Source organism: Polycladidibacter hongkongensis (genome assembly GCF_001561995.1).
Classification (GTDB): domain Bacteria; phylum Pseudomonadota; class Alphaproteobacteria; order Rhizobiales; family Stappiaceae; genus Pseudovibrio; species Pseudovibrio hongkongensis.
Genome location: NZ_LLWC01000017.1, coordinates 1 through 21403, shown reverse-complemented (window position 1 = coordinate 21403; position 21403 = coordinate 1). Strand labels below are relative to the sequence as shown.

Annotated in this window: 19 protein-coding genes and 1 rRNA gene; 4 read left to right on the top strand and 16 right to left on the bottom strand. The window is 51.3% G+C overall.

Annotated elements, in window-relative coordinates; all coding sequences use genetic code 11:
- Position 1: 1 nt before the first annotated feature.
- The 3 genes from paaB to pcaF are packed head-to-tail and all read right to left on the bottom strand — an operon-like array spanning position 2 to position 2518.
- Complete coding sequence (gene paaB / locus AYK82_RS06545; protein ID WP_068312978.1) at positions 2-286, bottom strand: 1,2-phenylacetyl-CoA epoxidase subunit PaaB; 285 nt, start codon at positions 284-286, stop codon at positions 2-4.
- A 25-nt stretch (positions 287-311) separates the two neighbouring features.
- Positions 312-1301, bottom strand: coding sequence for a 1,2-phenylacetyl-CoA epoxidase subunit PaaA (gene paaA, locus AYK82_RS06540; protein WP_068312975.1), 990 nt, complete (start codon positions 1299-1301; stop codon positions 312-314).
- A gap of 14 nt (positions 1302-1315) precedes the next feature.
- Entirely contained in the window at positions 1316-2518 is a 1203-nt protein-coding gene (gene pcaF / locus AYK82_RS06535; protein ID WP_068312971.1) for a 3-oxoadipyl-CoA thiolase, read from the bottom strand.
- Positions 2519-2722: 204 nt separating this feature from the next.
- Here pcaF and AYK82_RS06530 point away from each other — a divergent pair, with 204 nt between their 5' ends.
- Positions 2723-3871, top strand: coding sequence for an amidohydrolase family protein (locus AYK82_RS06530; RefSeq protein ID WP_068312968.1), 1149 nt, complete (start codon positions 2723-2725; stop codon positions 3869-3871).
- On the opposite strand, the gene AYK82_RS06525 is transcribed toward AYK82_RS06530, so the two are convergent.
- On the bottom strand, positions 3868-4785 hold the full coding sequence (locus AYK82_RS06525; RefSeq protein ID WP_068312965.1) for a LysR family transcriptional regulator: 918 nt from the start codon (positions 4783-4785) through the stop codon (positions 3868-3870). The genes AYK82_RS06530 and AYK82_RS06525 overlap by 4 nt on opposite strands.
- Before the next feature lie 179 nt (positions 4786-4964).
- Between AYK82_RS06525 and AYK82_RS06520 the strand changes: the two genes are divergently transcribed.
- A complete protein-coding gene (locus AYK82_RS06520) occupies positions 4965-5699 on the top strand; it encodes a nuclear transport factor 2 family protein (RefSeq protein ID WP_208976417.1) in 735 nt (244 codons plus the stop codon).
- A 103-nt stretch (positions 5700-5802) separates the two neighbouring features.
- Here AYK82_RS06520 and AYK82_RS06515 read toward each other — a convergent pair whose 3' ends face one another.
- The 8 genes from AYK82_RS06515 to AYK82_RS06480 form a co-directional block, all read right to left on the bottom strand.
- The gene (locus AYK82_RS06515; protein WP_068312954.1) at positions 5803-7455 is read right to left on the bottom strand and encodes a U32 family peptidase; all 1653 of its coding nucleotides are present in this window, start codon (positions 7453-7455) and stop codon (positions 5803-5805) included.
- A gap of 155 nt (positions 7456-7610) precedes the next feature.
- The gene (locus AYK82_RS06510) at positions 7611-8555 is read right to left on the bottom strand and encodes a LysR substrate-binding domain-containing protein (RefSeq protein WP_082733792.1); all 945 of its coding nucleotides are present in this window, start codon (positions 8553-8555) and stop codon (positions 7611-7613) included.
- A gap of 487 nt (positions 8556-9042) precedes the next feature.
- The gene (locus AYK82_RS06505) at positions 9043-10443 is read right to left on the bottom strand and encodes a TRAP transporter large permease (protein ID WP_068312950.1); all 1401 of its coding nucleotides are present in this window, start codon (positions 10441-10443) and stop codon (positions 9043-9045) included.
- 4 nt (positions 10444-10447) lie between these two features.
- On the bottom strand, positions 10448-11089 hold the full coding sequence (locus AYK82_RS06500; RefSeq protein WP_425272565.1) for a TRAP transporter small permease: 642 nt from the start codon (positions 11087-11089) through the stop codon (positions 10448-10450).
- 91 nt (positions 11090-11180) lie between these two features.
- A complete protein-coding gene (locus AYK82_RS06495) occupies positions 11181-12182 on the bottom strand; it encodes a DctP family TRAP transporter solute-binding subunit (protein WP_068312948.1) in 1002 nt (333 codons plus the stop codon).
- A gap of 207 nt (positions 12183-12389) precedes the next feature.
- Positions 12390-13727, bottom strand: coding sequence for a sigma-54-dependent transcriptional regulator (locus tag AYK82_RS06490; protein WP_068312945.1), 1338 nt, complete (start codon positions 13725-13727; stop codon positions 12390-12392).
- On the bottom strand, positions 13724-15559 hold the full coding sequence (locus AYK82_RS06485) for a sensor histidine kinase (RefSeq protein WP_068312942.1): 1836 nt from the start codon (positions 15557-15559) through the stop codon (positions 13724-13726). Before AYK82_RS06485 ends, AYK82_RS06490 begins: the two co-directional genes overlap by 4 nt.
- Positions 15556-16059, bottom strand: coding sequence for an Lrp/AsnC family transcriptional regulator (locus AYK82_RS06480; protein ID WP_068312939.1), 504 nt, complete (start codon positions 16057-16059; stop codon positions 15556-15558). The genes AYK82_RS06485 and AYK82_RS06480 overlap by 4 nt, the downstream gene beginning before the upstream one ends.
- Positions 16060-16174: 115 nt before the next feature.
- Here AYK82_RS06480 and hppD point away from each other — a divergent pair, with 115 nt between their 5' ends.
- Together hppD and AYK82_RS06470 are read left to right on the top strand one after the other, a co-directional pair.
- Complete coding sequence (hppD, locus tag AYK82_RS06475; RefSeq protein ID WP_068312933.1) at positions 16175-17290, top strand: 4-hydroxyphenylpyruvate dioxygenase; 1116 nt, start codon at positions 16175-16177, stop codon at positions 17288-17290.
- A gap of 194 nt (positions 17291-17484) precedes the next feature.
- Positions 17485-18735 carry an ROK family protein gene (locus AYK82_RS06470; RefSeq protein WP_156453281.1) on the top strand — a complete coding sequence of 417 codons (1251 nt, stop codon included), beginning with the start codon at positions 17485-17487 and terminating at the stop codon, positions 18733-18735.
- Between the two features lie 42 nt (positions 18736-18777).
- Here AYK82_RS06470 and AYK82_RS06465 read toward each other — a convergent pair whose 3' ends face one another.
- The 4 genes from AYK82_RS06465 to rrf form a co-directional block, all read right to left on the bottom strand.
- Complete coding sequence (locus tag AYK82_RS06465) at positions 18778-19338, bottom strand: biotin transporter BioY (protein WP_068312927.1); 561 nt, start codon at positions 19336-19338, stop codon at positions 18778-18780.
- Positions 19339-19360: 22 nt separating this feature from the next.
- The gene (locus AYK82_RS06460) at positions 19361-19978 is read right to left on the bottom strand and encodes an energy-coupling factor transporter transmembrane component T family protein (RefSeq protein WP_208976416.1); all 618 of its coding nucleotides are present in this window, start codon (positions 19976-19978) and stop codon (positions 19361-19363) included.
- On the bottom strand, positions 19963-20697 hold the full coding sequence (locus AYK82_RS06455; RefSeq protein WP_068312925.1) for an energy-coupling factor ABC transporter ATP-binding protein: 735 nt from the start codon (positions 20695-20697) through the stop codon (positions 19963-19965). Before AYK82_RS06455 ends, AYK82_RS06460 begins: the two co-directional genes overlap by 16 nt.
- A 303-nt stretch (positions 20698-21000) precedes the next feature.
- Positions 21001-21115, bottom strand: a 5S ribosomal RNA gene (rrf, locus tag AYK82_RS06450).
- Positions 21116-21403: the final 288 nt, after the last annotated feature.

The window sequence follows — 21403 nt, the reverse complement described above, 5'->3', positions numbered from 1 at the left end:
CTTACAACCCTTTCAGTTCCTCAGGCATGGGAAAGAAAGTCGGATGCCGGTAGACCTTGTCCTGCGAGGGGTCGAACAACGGCCCCTTTTCACTCGGGCTTGAAGCGGTAATGTCATTGGCCTGCACAACCCAAATGCTCAAACCCTCGTTGCGCCGCGTGTACACATCACGCGCGCTTTTCAGCGCCACTTCTGCATCAGGTGCATGCAGGCTGCCAACGTGACGATGCGCCAGACCATGCTGACCACGAATAAAAACCTCCCAGAGGGGCCATTCTTTTTTCATGGGTTCTCTCCCTAAACTTCCATGATTATTCAGCGGCATCAGCCAAAGCATGCTTCTGGGCATGAGCCATAAGCCCATCGCGGAACCACGCCCCGTCATCCCAGGCCTTCACCCGCGCCCCAAGGCGCTCTTTATTGCAAGGGCCGTTGCCCTTGATCACCTCGAAGAACTCGGCCCAATCCGGATCAGCAAAGTCATAATGGCCGCGCTCTTCATTCCATTTCACTGTCTCGTCAGGAATGGTCAGGCCCAGATACTCCGCCTGAGGCACGGTCTGATCGACAAACTTCTGCCGCAGCTCATCATTGGTGTTAAGTTTGATTTTCCACGCCATCGACTGCGCCGAATGTACCGAATCCTTATCAGATGGGCCGAACATCATCAGCGCTGGCCACCAAAAGCGGTTCAGCGCATCCTGCGCCATCCGTTTTTGTGCCTCGTTGCCAAACGCCATCTTCATCATGATGTCGTAGCCCTGCCGCTGGTGAAAGGATTCTTCTTTGCAAATGCGGATCATCGCGCGGGAATACGGGCCAAAAGATGTCCTTTGCAGCGGCACTTGGTTCATAATAGCCGCACCATCCACCAGCCACCCGACCGCGCCGATGTCAGCCCAGTTCAAAGTTGGATAGTTGAAAATGGAGCTGTATTTCGCTTTACCGCTATGCAGCTGTTCGTAAAGCTCGTCCCGGCTCACGCCCAGCGTTTCCGCCGCGCAATACAGATAAAGCCCATGCCCGGCCTCATCCTGCACCTTGGCAAGCAAAATCGCCTTTCGCTCCAGCGTTGGTGCGCGAGTAATCCAGTTCCCCTCCGGCAATTGGCCAACAATTTCCGAATGCGCGTGCTGCGAAATCTGCCGAACCAACGTCTTGCGATAGCCCTCCGGCATCCAGTCCTTTGGCTCAATCTTCTCACCAGCGTCAATGCGCTCTTGAAAGGCGCGCTCCTGCGGCTCCATCTCTTCCAGAGATTTCACTGCAGCGCCGGTCGATTTGACCATTTGTGCGTACATGCTCGTTCTCCCTCTCAGACCCGCTCAAGGATCATGGCAATACCCTGCCCCACGCCCACACACATGGTGCAAAGTGCGAAGCGCCCGCCGTTGCGTTGCAGCCCATTTGCCGCCGTTAGCGCCAAACGCGCGCCGCTCATTCCAAGTGGATGGCCAAGTGCAATCGCACCGCCATTCGGGTTCACATGGCCCGCGTCGTCCGCAAGGCCCAGCTCGCGCGACACAGCCAAAGCCTGCGCGGCAAACGCCTCGTTCAGCTCCACCAAATCCATCTGATCCAACGTCATACCCGCCAAAGCCAACACTTTGCGCACCGCAGGAACCGGCCCAATTCCCATCACCCGAGGGGGTACGCCAGCAGCAGCCATAGCCACTACGCGCGCTTTGGGTGTCAAACCATGAGCCTTTGCGGCCAGCTCGCTTGCAAGCAGCAATGCCGCAGCTCCATCATTCACCCCCGAAGCATTGCCGGCAGTAACCGTAAGATCTGGCCCGTTAACCCCGCGCAGGCCCGAGAGCTTCTCTGCCGTCGTGCCCGGGCGAGGGTGCTCGTCAACATCAACGATGATTGGGGCACCTTTGCGCTGTGGCACACTTACCGGTACAATTTCGCTGGCAAACAGCCCGGCCTCTTGCGCCTCTTGCCACCGTGCTTGCGAGCGCGCGGCGAACGCATCTTGGTCCTCGCGGGTAATGCCAAAATCCGCAGCTACATTGTCTGCGGTCTCTGGCATCGAGTGGCTTCCGTGGGCGCCCTGCAGCTTCTTATTGATAAAGCGCCAGCCAATAGTTGTGTCATAGACGGCGTTAGAACGGCCAAAAGCACTCGTCGCTTTTGGCATCACAAAAGGCGCCCGGCTCATGCTTTCTACGCCCGCGGCAATCGCAAGAGCATAATCACCAGCCTTAATTCCGCGCGCCGCCATACCAACAGCATCAAGACCAGAGCCGCACAGCCGGTTGATCGTGGTGCCCGGAACAGTCACAGGCAGTTCGGCAAGCAGCGCCGCCATGCGGGCAACATTGCGGTTGTCTTCACCCGCTTGGTTGGCGCAGCCCATAATCACATCATCTACATCAGCCCAATCAACATCTGGGTTACGCTCCATAAGCGCACGCAGGGGCAAAGCCGCCAAGTCATCAGCTCTGATGGACGACAGCGCCCCGCCATATCGACCAATTGGTGTGCGAATCCCATCGCAAATAAAAGCATCCATGCTGCGGCTCTCTCCCAAATCCCGCGTATATCCAACCGTTCGGTTGGTTATTAATATGTTACACATATATCTGTTTGTCAAATATTTTGTAACTATTAAAAAGTAGGGGCTTCAACGAACATAAAAACCACTGATTTTTTGGGGGGTTTAGCGTTCCGCGTTTTATGCAAGCCTGCGCTAAACAATGGCACTTGGGAGCAAGGTATGTCCGACTCAAACCCGAAACAGACCCCTATTATCAATTGCCATACGCACATCTTCACGCTTGATCATGTGCCAGACAATTTCCTACCTCTGGGACTCGCAAAGGTTTTTAGATGGTTGCCATTTCGCCGCCTCGCCTGCTGGCTATTGCGGGCTCTCAGCCCGTTCGATAGCCGCGACCTTTTCAGCCGCTATGCGAATTTCCTCGAGGTTGGCGCGCAGCCCAGTCAAGCAGATGTCCTGAACAAACTCACAGGGTATTATCCACCCTCGTCACGCTTTATAGTGTTGCCTATGGATATGGCGTTCATGGGTGCCGGTGAGCCTGCAAAAGACATTTACCAACAGCACGAAGAGCTCGCGGAACTTGCACGCAACAGCCGAGGCCACTTGCTCCCCTTTATTGCCATTGATCCGCGCCGACACAGTCGGGCTGGCACTGATTTACGCCAATATGCGCAGCAGCTGCTGGATAAAACCCATACGGATGGCACCCGCATTTTCAAGGGCATTAAGCTATACCCGCCTCTTGGATACCTTCCGATAGATGTTGCACTTGAGCCTATCTGGGAGCTATGCGACGAGCTTTCTCTGCCTGTCATGACGCACTGCTCACGCGGTGGGGTGAAATCCAAAGACCTGGCGCCAAGCACCGCAGCCCACTACGCAGATCCCGATCACTACCGCACAATCTTGAGCACCTATCCCAACATGCGCCTCTGTCTCGCGCATTTCGGCGGATCTCAAGATTGGCAAAAATTCTTTTATGATGTGGGAAGCCGGCAAGAGGCGGCTCTTGACGCGCCGCACAACGCCCGAGCCCACATGAACTGGCTCACAAAAATCATGCAAATGATCAAGTCTGGTGAATATCCTAACCTCTACACAGACATATCCTACACAGTCTTCAATATCGAAGACTATATGCCCGCGCTCAAGGTGTTCCTAAGAGATAACAGGTTGCGCAGCCGCACCCTGTTCGGCTCAGATTTCTACATGAGTGAACAAGAGGTCTTTGAAGAGTGTTTTCTGTCTATAAAGCTACGCGCGGAACTTGGCGAGAAAACCTATAGCACCATCGCTCGAACCAATCCGGTGCACTACCTAAATGGGCTTGCCTATGAAAGCAAAGAACAAACCCTTGCCTAGTTTAACAACTGCGACCCATTGGCAATTTCCAGTAGGCGATTGCGCCAATAAGCATTACGCGGATCTCGCTGGTCACGCTTATGCCAAAACATGGCCAATTCACATTCAGGCATCGCAAAGGGGACAGGCACGGAATCTAACTGCCTAAAACACCCCTTCTTAAGCGCGCTTGGCAAAGTCACCAACATTTCCGTTCCCTTCATATAAAGGGGCAAACTGTCAAAATCCGCTGTTTGCAAAACCACATTGCGCGAACGCCCTAGCCCCTCCAATGCAACGTCAATATAAGAAAGTTGCACATCGCCGTGCGCAACGCGAGCGTGTGGACGAGCACAATACTCATTCAAATTCAGCGGCGGTCGGGTAACTTCTCCATCATAAAATACGGAGAGGGGCAAGCTGAGCACCTGCCGCTGTTGAATGTCACCGCAGTCCTCCAGCATCCGAGGAAAAACTGCTATATCGATCAAGCCATCGCGTAAACGACGGGCGATATCTCGCCACGACCCCGTGCCACTCACTTGCAACTGAATACCGGCGGCACTTGCTCGCATTTCACGAAATAGATAACCAAACAGCAGGTCTCTTTCCAGCGCGTTGCCTGCTAGTCGCAAAACACCGGTGTCTTCTTCTGGCGAATAGGGAGCCAAAGCACCAAGTTGGACGAAGCTTTGCAGCACCCCCTCAGCAATCGGGGCAATCTCTTTCATTCGCGGTGTAGCGACCATTTTCTGCCCGCTTCGCACAAACAGCGGATCATTCAGCGCCTGCCTCATTCGCTCTAAGGAATAGCTTAGGGTAGACTGCTTGATCTGCAGGGACGCCGCTGCATGACTCACGTTACCTTTTTGATAAATCTCCAGTAATTGCCTCAGAGCATGCCCATCTATATCTAAACTATCAGTTTTTTTCATAACCGAACTCAGAATTCTACGCCTTGTTTGCTGCAACCTGCATTTTATATCTCGTCCAGTAAAGGAGATTTCTAATGTGCTTTTTTAAAAAGTCCCTGTCAGCAGCGTTTGCCGCTAGCATTCTTGCCCTGTCTTCACCGACAAGCGCTGGAGAGCTTGAGCAAGCTAACAAACAAGTCGTGCAAGCGGCGCTAACCAGTGTTTTTGATGCACAAAATGTATCACTCGTTCCAACCTACTATCATAACGACTACATCCAACACTCTCCTGAGATTGAAGATGGGCAAGCAGGCATCACCAAAGCAATAAAACAAATGCAAGAGGCGGGCCTGAAGCCTAGTCGAGAGATTGCCCGAATAGTCGCAGAAAACGACTTGGTCGCCGTGCACTCACGAGTCAAGATAGGAGGACATTCCGCGATTGTGGCCGACATCTTTCGCCTCGAGGAAGGCAAGATCATCGAGCACTGGGACACAACGCAACCAGAGACCCCAGCAGAAAAAAGCGCAAACGGTAACAGCATGCTCGATGGTGGCGGCAACGCCGCACTCAAGGTTAGTACTGCGGCGCTCGAACGGAACAAAAGCAATGTTAAAGCCTTTATTGAACAAGGCTTTGCGGGCGATAAAAAGCTACTCGCCAGTCTGTTCGGGGACGAATACATCCAGCACAATCCAATGGTGCCGAATGGCAAGGAAGTTATCCTTGGTTTTTTGGAAAAGGGCGGTTTCCCGGCCACAATACATCAGATTGTGGCGCAAGGTGATTTAACTTTTGCTCTCGTCGAATACCCAGCGTTCAATAATGCCGCGATTGACATTTTCCGCCATGATGCACAGGGTAAAATTGTTGAGCATTGGGATATCGTGCAGAAAATCCCCGAAACACTCGCGCATAAAAATGGAATGTTCTAAAGAAATTCGCGGCCCCAATCGGCGTTATATCATTGATTTACCGACGAAAAAGACCAGACGAACGACCGTTCGTCTGGCCTGAAAACAATTGAGAACGCAAGGATCAGCTTACTTCATGCTTGCGGGCATTTTTATCCAGCATCACCCCCTGCTTTTTAGAAAGCATGAGCTCGCGCGCTTTTTCAAATTCCGGATCCTGCCAGAAAATCAAACAGCCGTTACAGCCGCGGCCGCAACACCCTTCGATGCCGAGGCGAGGCGACTTCGGCTTTTTCACCTCGTTGCCCTCCGAAATGGCGTCGATCAAGTTATGTCGTTGCCCGTCATACTTGTTTTGCTGTGCCTCCGTAGGCTCCCCACGCTCTTGAATGCGCTCGCCAATCCGATCCAGCTTCAGCCGGTTCCACTGCTGCGCAGTTAGGGATTTTTCCTTGCGCACCAATGTTCCATGCGGGAAGCGGGCCTTGAACGTCTCCACATCCTCATACTCAAACAAGCTCAGCGGAATACGGATCAACGGCTGTGCACCTGCATGAACCTCGCTGGTTATCTCGCCATTCTTGCGCACATTTTCAAACTCGTAGATACGCAGCAGCACAGTCTCGCGCTCTTTCGGCGGCAGAAACTCCAGCACATCGCCCGCTTGCAGCTTGTTCTTTACCTGCATCAAGATCGCATCATCGGTGATCTCTTCGATGATTCCAGCGAACTCCCACTCGCCAATCGAGTGCGTGTCTTCATAGTTATGTGCAAAATTGTTGAGCCGCCCATCGTGAAACGCGGTCGTGTAGCCTCGGTTTGCAACCGAATACATCTCGTCCATATACGGCTGCGGCTTCCAGTTTTCAGGATCCTTGTAGTAATCATCAATCGCCATGCGATAGGCGCGCGCAACCACACCCACATAGTACATCGACTTGCCGCGCCCCTCGACCTTCAGTGAATCCACGCCGATACGGAGGAAATCATTGAGCTTTGGCATCAGGCAAAGGTCTTTGGAATTTAGAATATAAGACCCGCGGCCATCCTCCAATATCGGCATAAGCTCGCCTGGGCGGCACCCCTCTTCCAGCAGGAACTCGAACATATCAATATTGTTCTCATTCAGCTCAAGCTCTTCAATCGTGCCATCTTTCATGCGCATGCGAACTTTGTAGTTCCAGCGGCAGGAGTTGGCACAATTGCCTTGGTTGGCCCCGCGCTCAGCCATAAAGTTAGACAGCAGGCAGCGGCCAGAATAGGTCATACACATCGCCCCATGAACAAACGCTTCCAAGCGGATGTCCGGGCAATTTTCGCGAATTTCTTCTAGTTCCGGGAAGGACACCTCGCGCGCCAAGACCACAAGCTCTGCACCCTGCTCCTTCCAAAAGTCCACAGAAAGCCAAGAACATACATTAGCCTGCGTGGAAATATGTAGCGGCACATTCGGCAAACGCTTGCGCATATATTGAAACACACCGGGATCCGCAATGATCAATCCGTCAGGATTCAAATCTCGGATTGTCTCGGCATACTCATCAAGTTTGGGAATATCCTTGTTATGCGAGAACAAATTGAGAGTGAGATAGACGCGCTTTCCATGTGCATGGGCAAACTCGATACCCTCGACAACTTGATCGAGAGTGAACTCTGACTTGGTGCGCAACGACATATCCGGCGTGCCCAGATAAATGGCGTCGGCCCCGTAAAGGACAGCTGTTTTTAGCTTCTGCAGATTACCTGCAGGCATTAGAAGTTCAGATGTATTTGTCATGGCGACCGGCTTTTGCTTTTCTTCGGGCAATGGGACCCGCGCGCGCAACCATATGGGCGGCGCTCTTTGCTATTCTGAGCCGGTTTTAGGCGATTTTGCTTAGGTTGAACAGGAAAAATTGAAGCAGCCATCCGCAAAGGGCAGCTGCTCGGCCATTATTGGGCGATCTCCAATTCGCCCACAACCTTCAAATTTGCTCTCGCCAAAGCATCTCCACTTTCCAGTTGACGCTCCAACCAGTTACAAAATTTAGCGATCTTATCCTCTTCACGCCGCTTCTCACGCCACATCAAATGGTAGCCAGCCCCTTCCATCTGATACTCAGGAAAGAGCGGGACCAACTGCCCCATACTCTCCAATTCGGCGCTTAGAATTCCGGAAGCAAGCACAACGCCAAAGCCCTGCCTTGCTGCCTCTAGCGCAACAACGCCTTGATCGCATACAAAGCTCTCACGAATGGCAACATCGCGCACTCCTGCTTGTAGAAGCCAGTCCTCCCAACTAACTGGCGCTTGGCTGCAAACAACCATCGGCGCATCAAGTAAGTCCGCTGGTTTTCTTGGGTAGCCAATTTTCTCTAGGAGGAGCGGCGAAATCAAAGGCCTAACACGCTCATGACCGATTGGTAAACTATCATAGCCATCAGGCAAATCGCCACCATGCCGGAAGTAAAGGTCAAACTGTCCATTTTCCGGGTCCAGACCATCACTCTCAACACAAGAGACAATAGTCGAGAGATCCTCGTTCAAATCACCAAAGGCCAAAACACGCTTGAGCAGCCAGTTAGAAGCAAAGCAGTTAGAACAATGGATGCTTAACGTATCACGATTGCCCACAGTTTCGACAGCGCGCGTCGCCGAGGCAATCCGGTCAAACGCCTCGGAAATCTCGGCTGAGTAGCGATAGGCCGCGGCAGTCGGAAAGACTGCACGAGAGCGTCTCTCAAACAACTCAAGGCCAAGATGGTCTTCAAGAGCTTTTAAGCGGTGGCTAACAGCACTGGCAGTAATAGAGAGTTTTGAAGCAGCAGCAACCAAACTGCCTGTCTCCATAACGGCGCGAAAAGCAACCAGAGCGTTTAATGGCGGTAAGCGATTCATGTATAAGCTTCGATCTATTGCAGCATTTAAATAAGTGAAGTCATCTTAACGCAAGCAAACCAGTCCATACAAGCTTTTTTGATAAAACCCCTGATTTCTTGAATATTTAAAGACAAATTTAAAATTTCCAAACAGTGTTTTACTATACTTTAGTTTTGATTTTCTATTTTTCAACAATGCATCAGGTAAAAAATTAACAAAATTATCTAGGGTTACATTATCGTTACTCGACAGAAAAAAAGAACACAACACTCATTACCTTAGGGTATTTATGAAAATTGTAATACACAATTCCTGAAATCTAGTATTTCTATATAGGCTTGATGATCAAATTGACGAAGAGTATTAGAAAATTGTTGCAGACTACAGTCGTTAAGTGTCAGTTATTTTCAAAATTTAACAATTTAACAAAATTTAGCTTACGCATACGAAATTTGCGGCCCGCATACAATTTATGCGAGCCGCCGCTGTGAAAAAAATTGTCAAATTAGCGCGTTATGATCTCTGGCCCCATAACCATCGTGGGAAGAGCCGTTGAAATCCATGGCACATAAGTCACGAGAACAAGGAAGACCAATAGCACCAATACAAATGGCGCAGCTGCCCGCACAACCTGAACCAAACTCATTCCTGTGATCCCGGATGTAACAAACAGGTTTAGTCCGATCGGCGGTGTGATCATGCCAATTTCCATATTCACTACCATGATAATACCAAGATGAATTGGATCGACACCAAGCTCTATCGCTATTGGAAACACCACAGGCGCCACAATCAACAATAGTCCAGAAGGCTCCATGAACTGCCCTCCGATCAACAGTAGGATATTTACCGCAATCAAGAAGGTGAACCAGTTAAACCCAGCTCCGATCATCCAATCGGTAATCACCTGCGGGATGCGTTCGGCCGTGAGCGTGTGAGCAAACAACAGCGCATTGACGATGATAAACATCAGCATCACCGTTGTTTTTGCGGACTCAACCAACACCTTCCTCGTATCCCGATGAAAAAACGCAGGTACGAAACGTGACACGATCATCCAAAGGTTGCGTAACGCCGCATCGCTTAAGCTCTCGGCAGGGCGCCGCCAAGGAACTTCGGCAAGTGGGCCCATATCTCGATAAACAAACAGCGCGATTAATGCCGCATATACAGCAGCGACCGCCGCTGCTTCTGTTGGGGTAAACACTCCCATGTAAATCCCGCCAAGGATAATTACCATGAGGAACATACCAAAGGCAGCCTCTGAGAACGAAGCCCAAATCTGCGAGAGTTTTGGGAAAGGCTGCGCGGGCATATTTTTCTTGCGCGCGATAATGTAAATCGTCCCCATCAGCATCAAACCGGCGATCGTCCCTGGAACAACACCAGCAAGGAACATCCGCCCAACCGACACATTTGTCGCCGCAGCATAAACAACCATCACAATGGATGGTGGAATGAGAATGCCTAGTGTTCCAGCGTTTGCAACAATACCCGCAGCAAAATCCTTACTATATCCCGCACGTTGCATCGCGGCGATGGCTATCGTCCCAATCGCCACCACAGTGGCAGGAGAAGAGCCAGACAAAGCGGCAAAAATCATACATGCAAATACAGCCGCAATCGCCAGACCACCCCGGATCCAGCCCACCGTATCAATCGCGAAGTTTACAATGCGCCGCGCCACCCCACCAGTGGACATAAAGCTGGAAGCCAGAATGAAGAACGGAATAGCCAGCAAAGTAAAATTTTGCGAGGCATTAAACAGCTGCACGGCAACCGCGCTCATACTGTCATGCGAGAACAGCGCGATATAAAGAACGGCTGACAGGCCAAGCGCGATGGCAATCGGAGCGCCAATCAGCAATAAGACCAGCACCATAATAAACAGAAAGGCAGTTTCCATGGGGTTAGTCCTTCAATACGTCTTTGTTTTCTTCCACCAGCTCTTCCGCTTCATGCGCGGCAATAAGCGCATGGCGAGAACCGGTCGCAATCATCCAAAAAGCCTGCAAAGCGCGAAAACCCAATAAGGCCAATCCAAAAGGCAAAACGATATAGCTCGTCCAACGCGGAATACGTTCCTTTACATCGAACATTTCTTGCGCCCACTCGGGGAACCGCAAATCAACCATGCCAATTGGCAGCTTGTAGAATTTAGCAACATACGCCCATGCCCCGCCGGTAGAGCCTTTGTTTTCAAGGCCGAATAACGCCCCGAACCAACTTGCATCTATAAGCAGCGCGGCATAAAGCACGATTGCCAATGCACCAAGTAGCGCAAACCAGCGGTAAACACGCTTGGGAAAAAGATTGATAAAGGCATCAACGCCCAGATGCGCGCCAATTTTAATACCGTAGCTCATGCCAAAAAGAATGAGCCAAGCAAACAAAACACGCGTGAATTCCAACGCGCCTCCCCAGCCTGAGTTAAAGCCGTAGCGCGCAACCACCTGAGAAAAAGTCACAAGCGTCATCACCGCCAAAAGCAACGCGATAATGTTCTCTTCAAGCGAGGCAAAAAAGTTCTTTAGTTGCGTCAAAGCACACACTCCCCCAGCGCCCGCAACATTGCTCACCACACTGCACGGGACGGTGCCCGCCGAAGGGACGAACCTCCGGCGGAATCTTGATCATTTTTGATTAGTTGTTGGCAGCAACAGCCGCATCAATGAAATCTTGCCCGATGTCGTCGGCAAACTTGCCCCAAACCGGCTTCATTGTATCGACCCATTCCTGACGCTGCTCAGGTGTCAATTCACGGACAACAGAACCGGCAGCAATAATCTTCTGCTTGTTCTCTTCATTAATCGCGGTAGAGCGGTCATTGTACTCTGCGGATACTTCGTTGAAGATCTGCAGGAACTGATCGCGTACACTAGGCTCAAGACTGTCGAGCCACTCCTGTGAAGTTACAGCCAAGTAGGTCAGCAACTGGTGGTTAGTCTCGGTAATGCCGTCCTGAACCTCGAAAAATTTCTTGGTGTAGATATTCGACCAAGTGTTTTCTTGCCCATCAACAACGCCGGTTTGCAGCGCACCATAGACCTCTTTAAAGGCCAGTTTCTGCGCATTGGCATCCATAGCCTCAATCATAGCCACGGCAACGTCAGAGGTTTGTACGCGGAATTTGAGGCCCTTCGCATCAGATGGAACCATCAAAGGCTTATTCGCAGAGAAGTTCTTAAGGCCATTAAAGACGTAACCCAGACCAACGAAGCCAACATCAGACATCGCACCAAGCAGCTCTTGCCCTTTTTCACCAGTGGTGAACTTGTTTACAGCATTCATGTCTTCAAACAGGAATGGCAAATCAAACAAGCGGTATTTAAGGGTATATGCCTCAAATTTTGCCAGGGATGGCGCAGCAAGCTGCACATCACCCAGCAGCAGGGCTTCCATTACCTTGTCATCATCAAAAAGCTGCGAGCTCGGGAACACCTGCATACAGGCTTTGCCGTTCATTTCTTCATTAATACGGCCCGCCAGCGCATTCGCCATTTCACCCTTTGGGTGCCCTTGAGCAGCAACAACGTGGCTGAACTTGATAACGATCTCACCTGCATCGCAGGCTTCTTGCGCCGCTGCAGGAACAGCAGCAGCAAGAGACATGGCAACAGACGCGGCCAAAGCAATTTTTTTCATTAGGTTTCTCCCAAATTCAATAACTGAGCCCCTCCAGGCTCGTGCCGATTACTTAGCAAAAGGCATGCCAAGTTTTTGAAATTAGTCCAATCCTAAGACTGCTAAGGGTTTTCCCGCTCTGGCAATCCGTCGCACACTTGTTGTGTGACCTACATCACGTTACCCTTTCAACACATGGTCGCCCTAAATGTGTCGTTCTCGACACATTTACTCTCCTTGTTCGCCGCCCAAATTGTATTTCTTCATTTTCTCGTAGAGAGCTTTACGTGAAACCTGTAGTCGCTCATAGGTCGGCTTTATTTTTCCGCCATTCTCGCCAAGCACTTGCGCAATTACCTGCCGCTCATAGGCCCCTACGATTTGAGCCAAGCTTTCGCCCTGCACTTCCGCCACGGGTGCCAGCTCGCCAAAGCGCTCCAACCCAAGGACAAATCTATCCGCCACGTTGCGCAGCTCGCGCACATTTCCCGGCCATTCGCGTTGCATCAGATCCTGCATAAACGCTGGTGTCAGCTGTGGCACTTCAGTGCGATACCGCGCCCGCGCGCCCCTCGCCAAATAGTGAAACAGGATTGGAATATCCTCTTTACGCTCTCGCAAGGGTGGCAAAGACAGCGTGATTACATTGAGGCGGTAAAACAAATCACGCCGAAAACGCCCCTCATCGCTGGCCTGAGACAAATCATCCTTTGTCGCCGCAACAAAGCGGATATCAAGCTCGATAGCTTTATTTGAGCCAAGTCGCTCTATTGACCGGGTCTCAATCACACGCAATAGCTTCACCTGAAGCTCAAGCGGCATAGACTCAATTTCATCAAGAAAGACTGTACCGCCATGAGCATGCTCCAGCTTGCCGATCCGCTGCCCACTCGCACCGGTGAAAGCGCCGCGCTCATGGCCAAATAGCTCAGATTCGATGATATCCGCTGGCAAGGCTCCGCAGTTAAGCGCCACAAACGGCTTCTCTTTCCGCCGCCCTTCTTCATGCAGAGCCCGCGCCACCACTTCTTTGCCCGCACCAGTTTCGCCGAGAATGAGGACGTCCGCATCCGTATCCGCCAGTGCGCGCACCATCTCGCGAATCTGTACAATGGCAGCAGATTTACCCACCAAACGTTGTTCAAGTCCGGAATGATCTCCCAACTCTTCGCGCAGAACCCGGTTTTCAAGTGTCAGGCGTCGTTTCTCCAGCGCGCGCTCCAGCACATTGCTAAGATCGCTCACCGCAAAGGGCTTCTCTTGAAAATCATAGGCCCCGGCGCGCATCGCCTCCACCGCAAGCGGCACATCCCCATGTCCGGTGATCAGCACCACCGGCAACGCGCTATCTATCTCAAAAGCAGCGCGCATCACGGAAAACCCATCCATACCGGGCATCCGGATATCACTTACCAGCACACCGTTAAACTCGTGCGAAATCTGCTCCAACGCCGCTTCTGGTGCCCCGTAGGCTTGCACGTGAAAACCTGCCAGCTCGAGCCCCTCTGCCAAAGCATCACGCATATCCTCGTCATCATCGACAAGTAAAATCGTCGCGTCGCTCATTCCCACTTCATGCCTTCCCGCTCATACGCGCGCTGCAGCTCAATCACAAAGCAAGCGCCGCCACCGCTTACATTGTTAAAACTCAGCTCACCACCAACATCCTTGATAATCTTATAGGCAATCGATAGCCCTAGCCCCAGCCCCTCTCCCACAGCCTTTGTTGTAAAAAAGGGGTCAAATACATGTTGCGCCGTCGTCGGATCTATCCCCGGGCCGTTATCCAGCACGCAGATACGCACCTTTTCGTCAAACGAACTAACTTCGATCCGCAATTCTGCACCATGACGTCCCTTCAATGCATCCAACGCATTGCCCACCAGATTCATCAGCACCTGTGTCAGTCGTACCTGCCCCGCAAGCACAAAAAGACCTGCGTCACTCCGCCTTATCTGCAAGTCAACCGCCATGCTTTTCAGCCGCGGTCCTGCCAACAGCATCACTTCATCAATGATCAAATCCACCGGCACAATATCCAGATCGCGGCCGGCTTTGCGCGTAAACCCTTTTAAGGTTTTACTAATCGCCGCCATGCGCTCCACCATGGCAACAATCCGGCCAAGGTTCTTCTCTACCTTCTCGACCTTTCCCATCTTGAGAAATTGGTCCGCATTATCGGCGTAGGTGCGGATGGCTCCCAACGGCTGGTTAAATTCATGCGAAAGCGCTGCAGACATCTCTCCTAGCGTCGCCAGTTTCGCTGATTGCACCAACCCTGCTTGTGCATGCTGCAACTCTTTCTCGGTCGCCTTGCGCTCAGCCACTTCTTCACCAAGGCGCTTATTGGCAGCGAGTAGATCTGCCGTTCGGGCCTGAACCGTTTTTTCAAGCACGACCGCAGCGTCTCTATTCGCTTTCAATCGCGCCAACAACCGCCAGCGCCGTTCGAGCACCTGCCAAATGACAACCTGCAAGACAAGAAAAGACAACACTATCGCGACAGTGGTTTTTAAGGCCTGTTGATGCGCTTCCTTTGTTGAGCTGTACATATCAACCCGCCAGCCAATCACTGGCAGTTCCTTCGAAAGCTTCAGCCATTCCGGGCCGCCTTGTTCTTCGCCTTTAAACCGGCCAAATGCACTTTGCGTTGGTGGACCAGACGCAGGCACCGAAACCCCAAGTTTCCTCGCTGCATCCTTCTCAAATGAACGAAAGGGAATAACACCTTGCCGCCACTTTACTCGATTACTCGCCACGACTTGCCCGTCAGGTCCAACGGCGACCAAAGCGTTCCTCGTCAGCGCCCATGTTTGCTCAAGTTCGGCAAGCGAAACACGCAGCGCCAACACCCCGACTATCTTTTGCTTCCGGCGGATTGGTGCGGCAAACACATAACTCGCGGGCGTACCATCACTTAAAAACACGGTATCACGGCCAAGCCGTCCTTGCCGCGCCGCCTGAATAGCGGGAGCATCAGCATCATAAAACCGCCGGCTTGCCGAGCCAGTGCTAAAGCCCGGCTGGTTCGACATAAAAAAGTCGCTTAAAAAAGATGAGATCACAACCTCTTCTGCACCAGACATGCCAGCGATCACTCGAGTGGCTTGCAAGGCAGCAGCAGCATCTTCCTGCTGAACGATAGATATCAGGTCCGCACGCCGCGCCAAGAGCGGGGGCAGCAACCTATACTTATCAAGCAGGTTTTGCAGATTGGCAGTTTGCACTGTTAAAATCGCGGCTTTGCGTTCTAGCAACACTCCAAGATAGTATCTATCCGCCAGCCAGAGTGAAACCACGGTACACACAAGTAGGCTGCTAATCGCCAATGCAGCAAAGTAGCCGCGCCCCAAACGCCGGTCCTGCGGCTGGGTTTTCTCGGCCGGTAGGTTGCTCATTTCCCCCCCCTGGCACGCGGGTACACACCGGCAAGCGGCAACTCCATGTCATCCTTGAGCACTTCCAATGCAATAGCCGAGCGCACACTTTGCACACCGGTGTTCGGCAAAAGCTGTTCATTGATCAACTTGCCAAGTCCCTTTAAGTCACTGGCGCATACCTGCAAAAGGTAATCCATGTCGCCGGTCATTGTGTAGGCCGCTTGCACTGCGGGAGTCCGTGACACCAACTGCCGAAACACCTCTGCATTCTCGGGGCTGTGGTGGGAAAGCGTGACACTCACAAAAGCCGTAACGCCCAGCCCAAGCTTGGCACTATCCAGTTCAGCGCGATACCGGCGCACAACACCGCTCGCCTCCAGCCGTTGCCTTCTTCTGGAAACTTGCGAGGCAGAAAGGCAAACCTGCTCTCCAATTTGCTGGTTCGTCATTGCCGCATCGCTCTGCAATGCCGCAAGAATCTTGTAATCGAATCCATCTAGCTCAATCGTATCGCGCATGAAAGCTAGGTTATATACAATTTTCGCGCATCTCAATGCCGTTGTTGCTCGCCTTTCGCACAATGCTCTCCCCACAAAGCACGTAGAAATAGTTAGACACGAAGAGGAGAGACCAATGGGACCATTTCCACACGACGCAGCACCAGCGCAAATCTCTAAAGATAATCCTGCGGGGACAGATGGCTTCGAGGCCGTAGAGTTCGCACATGCCGAACCAGAAATACTCGCAGCGCTCTTTGAGAAAATGGGATTTGCACCCGTTGCCAAGCACAAAACCAAAAACATCACCCTTTATCGTCAAGGCGATATCAATTACATCCTCAATGCTGAACCAAACAGCTTCGCCAGCCGGTTCGTAGAAGCGCATGGCCCCTGCGCCCCCTCTATGATTTGGCGGGTTGTTGATGCGCAGCACACGTTCAATCACGCCATTGAAAAAGGTGCTGAAGCCTACACAGGTGATGATAAAACAATCGATGCGCCCGCAATTATCGGCATTGGCGGCTCGCTCTTGTACTTTGTTGACAGGTATGGCCCTAACAACTCTTGTTATGAAGAAGAGTTTGACTGGCTCGCACAAAAAAATCCAATGCCTGAAGGCCTTGGCTTCTATTACCTTGATCACCTCACCCATAATGTCCATCGGGGCAATATGGACAAATGGTGGGATTTCTACCGCGATCTGTTCAATTTCAAACAGATTCACTTTTTCGACATTGCGGGCAAGGTCTCAGGTTTGGTCTCCCGGGCCATTACGTCGCCTTGCGGAAAAATCCGAATTCCTATCAACGAAAGTACGGATGATCACAGCCAGATTGAAGAGTATTTGAAGAAATACCGCGGTGAAGGGATTCAACACATCGCCATTGGTACCGACGAGATATACGATGCAACAGACCAACTAAGCGAAAACGGTTTGCGCTTCATGCCCGGCCCGCCCTCTGCCTATTACGAAAATAGTCGCCAGCGCGTGCAAGGACACTCAGAGCCACTAGACCGCATGCAACAGCACGGCATACTGATTGATGGTGAGGGAGTTGTAGATGGCGGCATGACAAAAATTCTTTTGCAAATTTTCTCCAAGACTGTCGTCGGCCCCATCTTCTTCGAGTTTATCCAGCGCAAAGGCGATGAAGGCTTTGGAGAGGGAAATTTTCAGGCGCTGTTCGACAGTATTGAAGAAGACCAAATTCAAAGGGGGGTTCTAAACGCTCCAAGAGCAACCGCATAAACCCATACGCAGTCAGGGGGCAATCTCGCTGACTGCGCTTACACAGAAACAACCATTGACCTGCCGCCTCATTTCGTGCAGTATTTTTTTCGGTTTCAGAATTAAAATACTCATCCTCGTGTTTCTGCCTAGCTAGCTGTGCTGCATCATATTTTCATTTAGGCGCCTAAATAAAGAGACAGTGGATCGCAAAATTGGCAGGTAGAATTATGTCGGAAAAAGGCAGTCGAGAGCAGATCCGTTATCAAAACAGGGATCTAATTCTAAGTTCTTTGCGCAGAGAAAAATCTATAGCACGAATAGAACTTGGCAAACTTACCAGCCTCTCCCCTGCAACTGTCACTTCTATCACTGCTGATCTTCTAGATTTAGGACTAATCGAAGAGCACCTGAGCCGGTCCACGGATGCACCAAAGGGAAGGGGTCGGCCACGCTGCATGCTCGGCCTGCGCCCGTTTGTCGGCTGTGCTGTTAGCATCAAACTGTCAGTTAATCGCCTCCACTTCGTGCTATGCGATTTTGCAGGCAATGTACGCGCACGCAAGCAGGTTCGCTTCGCTTCGCTTGAAGCGTCCGGGGCTTCTTTTACGGCAACCCTTGTCGGTGCCTTGCATGAGTTTTTGGCGGAACACCCGCAAGAATCGGCCAATCTCATGGAAATCGGATTTGCAATTCAAGGCATCGTCGATACTCAGCGCGGCACCATTGTCTGGAGCCCGGCGCTTGCAGAAAAGCACATCGATGTTGTCAAGCCGATTAAGCGGCAGTTTGGCATTGAGTGTTACCTGTCAAACGACACCAACATGATTGCTGAGGCGCTTTACAGGCAAAATCCCGAGCGTTTTGGGCCAAATTTCGCCGTTATTTATATGGATCAAGGCGTTGGCGCTGGCCTCATCGTCAATGGTGAACTTTACCTAGGTGAAACTGGCGCGGCTGCCGAGTTTGGGCATTCTCTGCATATCCCCGGCGGAGCTCTTTGCCGCTGTGGCAAGCGGGGATGCTTAGAAGCTTATCTTGGTGACTATGCCATACAGCGCCGCATCTTAGGCGCCTCAGAGCATACAGACCCCGGCAGTCTGGGCATAGAGTGGCACTCTATTGCTTCACATATCGAAGAGGCCATGCAGGGAGACGCTGCAAAAATTGCAGTTTTCAGAGAAGTTGGCTTTGCGCTCGGTGCGGGCCTTACGCGCCTCGTGGCTATGCTTGATCTCCGTAGCATTTATTTAACCGGACGAACACTTCAGGCTTATCCGGTAATGGAAGCAGGCATTCGCGAGGGTCTTGGCTCTTCGCTTCTCAGCAACCTTCAAGACGAGATTAAAATAGATGTTTTGCCGTGGAACGAAGATTTGATCGAACGCGGCGTGCTAGCAAAAGCGCTACGCCGCATAGATGAGAGCTTTCTGGCACGTAAAGAGCCCATGCGCGAACTGGTCTAGCCATTAAATGAAAAAGGCTGGCACGAGGCCAGCCTTTCTATATCAGCTACTGCGGCTCATCAAAGATGAGGGCAGTCCGCGCGCAAGCGTTTGAACCACCAGCGCCGTGATCCCCGCTTTGATCAAGTCGCCAGGAATGAACACACCAGCACCTACGATCGCCTTCATGATAGGGATATTTCCAATCATCGCCATCGCCGGTACACCGATCAAGTACACCACGCCAATGCCACCAACAACACTTGCCAGGAATGCCGCAACACCGGCATTTGCACTGCGCATTTTCTCCATAATCAGACCGGTCACAAAAGCACCGGCCACCCAGCCAAACAGGAAGCCGGAGGTTATGCCGTAAAAGACGGCGATCCCGCCACGTCCACCGGAAAGCGCAGGCAGCCCAACCGCCACCAAGCCCAACAGCAAGATCACCGAAAGCGCCCCTCGCTTGGCACCCAGCACACAGCCTGCCAGCATCACACCAAGAGTTTGCGCTGTAATCGGTACACCCGCAAGAAACGGAACATCAAACTTAGGCATTTGCCCAAGCGCGGCAATTAGCGCCGCAAACAATGCAATCAGAACCAAAGAGCGATCGTTTCTCATATTATTCCCCAATATTCAATCTCTATCTAAATCCATCAGCGCCACCACGCGCACTCAAAGCTTCGGCAACACTCTCCGACATTTTAAGTGTTCGCAATACAAATGGCGCTATCAACCTCCAGCTATTCCGCCTACCAGAGCGAGCTCGATATGCTTCTTGCAAGCCACTATAGATCGCCAACAACACAGGAACAAACCGGATCATCAAAGCAAATGCCAGTGCAACGCGACGCTCACTCAGACCAAACAGGCGTAAGGGGCGGCACAGCGGCATCACAGCATCCATTAGCTCATTCATCCTACTAGTAATACTTACAAAATTTGCAAGCAATACCATTCCAATCATGCGCAGTCCCGCAACAACGCCTTCCCACAATGTCCCATTGAGATAATGAAAGCCGATGATAATTGCCACTATATAGAGCAAAGGGGAAAGAGTGCGCAGCGCAACAAGTCCCTGTTTACCAACACTAATATAGAGACCAAACGCAAGTACCGCGAGGCACCCCATGCTGACAACCGAAGAAAAAGGCAAGAAGAATGTCGAAATAACAAACAAAGCCAACAACTTGGCTCGTACAGGAACATTGTGCGCCCAACTAACATTGGGCAAAAATGCCGCCCTCATGCCGATGCCCATCTAAAATCGGGATTGTTCAGGGCGCCAAGTTCCGCCTCTTCATAGTCCTTCAAAACATCTCCAGCATTCCCGAGCGCTTTCAGACGGCCTTCTTCCATCCACAAGACTTGATCATAGTCGGCAAGTAGGGAAAGATCATGACTTACAAAAATAACCTGCTGCGTCAGTTGCTCAAGTTCACGCGCCAACAAACGAGAATTTCTTAAATCCAGACTGGAAAAGGGCTCATCTAGTATGAGGACCTCAGGTTCACCAATCAGGACTGCAAGAATACTTAAATATTGCTTTTGCCCTTCAGAACAGGACAAGATGGGCTTATCCGCAAGTTGCCCAACGCCATGGTCACAAAGAAACGCGAACGCTTGCTTATCAGCAACTGTTTTCCCAAGTCCTTTTTGTCTGAGAACAAAGCTAACTTCCTCTAGCACTGTTGGAAATATAATCTGGTGATCGGGATTTTGAAAAACGAAACCCACATATTCTAGTAAGGCCCTACCGTCTTCCGCCGAACAAAGACCATGTACAGATAACTGCCCAGCACTAATTGGTAGGAGGGCGTTAATACTTCGAATGAGCGTGCTTTTGCCGGATCCGTTTCTACCGATAATGCCGATGCGTTCGCCTTCGAGTTCACAAGTGAAATCACGAACAACAGGTGAACCATCACGCGCAATTGATACGTCATCAAAGGAAATCTTACGATCTTTGCAAGCTGCCATGCATTACTCTAACGCTGAAGTTTTTTGCTTCTATAGTGTATTTTCATGCATTAAGCGAGAGTAACACTTTGAGCTCTTTGTGACCGTCCATGAATATTTGATTTTGGTCGTGGTGTTATGCGCGGTCGTGGAGTTTTGTGCGTACGGGTGATCTGCGCGGGTGCGGGTGCTGTTTAGCGCGCACTTAGACAACGATGCGCGCATGCTGCCGTTTGTACGTGCGTTGCTGAATGAAGCTAGTTTGTATTTTGGGAGGTTTTTATGTGTTTGTTTGAATTTGAAGTGTGTGTGTGAGGTTATCATGTCCGGCGGCGCCCTACTCTCCCGCGTCTTAAGACGAAGTACCATTGGCGCAGGGGCGTTTCACTTCCGAGTTCGGGATGGGATCGGGTGGGGGCGCCCCGCCATAGCCACCGGACAGGAAAACCTCACTTGAACTGGTCATTTTATTTGCGCGTAGCTTTAACATTCATTGCTTTGGCTTCGAATGCGCTACACGGCGTTATTTGCGCGTAGCTTTAACATTCATTGCTTTGGCTTCGAATGCGCTACACGGCGTTATTTGCGCGTAGCTGTAACATTCATTGCTTTGGCTTCGAATGCGCTACACGGTGATTTGCGCGTAGTTTTGTCATTCTTGGTTGAGCATTGAATGTGCTACTGGTGTTTTGTTATACAAGCATGTTTTTTGTTTGTTTGTGATTAT

Coding starts and splice junctions, on each gene's coding strand:
- AYK82_RS06465 (WP_068312927.1), bottom strand. CDS start 19,338: ATGAGAAACGATCGCTCTTTGGTTCTGATTGCATTGTTTGCGGCGCTA.
- AYK82_RS06495 (WP_068312948.1), bottom strand. CDS start 12,182: ATGAAAAAAATTGCTTTGGCCGCGTCTGTTGCCATGTCTCTTGCTGCT.
- hppD (WP_068312933.1), top strand. CDS start 16,175: ATGGGACCATTTCCACACGACGCAGCACCAGCGCAAATCTCTAAAGAT.
- AYK82_RS06460 (WP_208976416.1), bottom strand. CDS start 19,978: ATGGGCATCGGCATGAGGGCGGCATTTTTGCCCAATGTTAGTTGGGCG.
- AYK82_RS06505 (WP_068312950.1), bottom strand. CDS start 10,443: ATGGAAACTGCCTTTCTGTTTATTATGGTGCTGGTCTTATTGCTGATT.
- paaB (WP_068312978.1), bottom strand. CDS start 286: ATGAAAAAAGAATGGCCCCTCTGGGAGGTTTTTATTCGTGGTCAGCAT.
- AYK82_RS06510 (WP_082733792.1), bottom strand. CDS start 8,555: ATGAATCGCTTACCGCCATTAAACGCTCTGGTTGCTTTTCGCGCCGTT.
- AYK82_RS06525 (WP_068312965.1), bottom strand. CDS start 4,785: ATGAAAAAAACTGATAGTTTAGATATAGATGGGCATGCTCTGAGGCAA.
- AYK82_RS06485 (WP_068312942.1), bottom strand. CDS start 15,559: ATGAGCAACCTACCGGCCGAGAAAACCCAGCCGCAGGACCGGCGTTTG.
- AYK82_RS06530 (WP_068312968.1), top strand. CDS start 2,723: ATGTCCGACTCAAACCCGAAACAGACCCCTATTATCAATTGCCATACG.
- AYK82_RS06515 (WP_068312954.1), bottom strand. CDS start 7,455: ATGACAAATACATCTGAACTTCTAATGCCTGCAGGTAATCTGCAGAAG.
- paaA (WP_068312975.1), bottom strand. CDS start 1,301: ATGTACGCACAAATGGTCAAATCGACCGGCGCTGCAGTGAAATCTCTG.
- AYK82_RS06455 (WP_068312925.1), bottom strand. CDS start 20,697: ATGGCAGCTTGCAAAGATCGTAAGATTTCCTTTGATGACGTATCAATT.
- AYK82_RS06480 (WP_068312939.1), bottom strand. CDS start 16,059: ATGCGCGATACGATTGAGCTAGATGGATTCGATTACAAGATTCTTGCG.
- pcaF (WP_068312971.1), bottom strand. CDS start 2,518: ATGGATGCTTTTATTTGCGATGGGATTCGCACACCAATTGGTCGATAT.
- AYK82_RS06490 (WP_068312945.1), bottom strand. CDS start 13,727: ATGAGCGACGCGACGATTTTACTTGTCGATGATGACGAGGATATGCGT.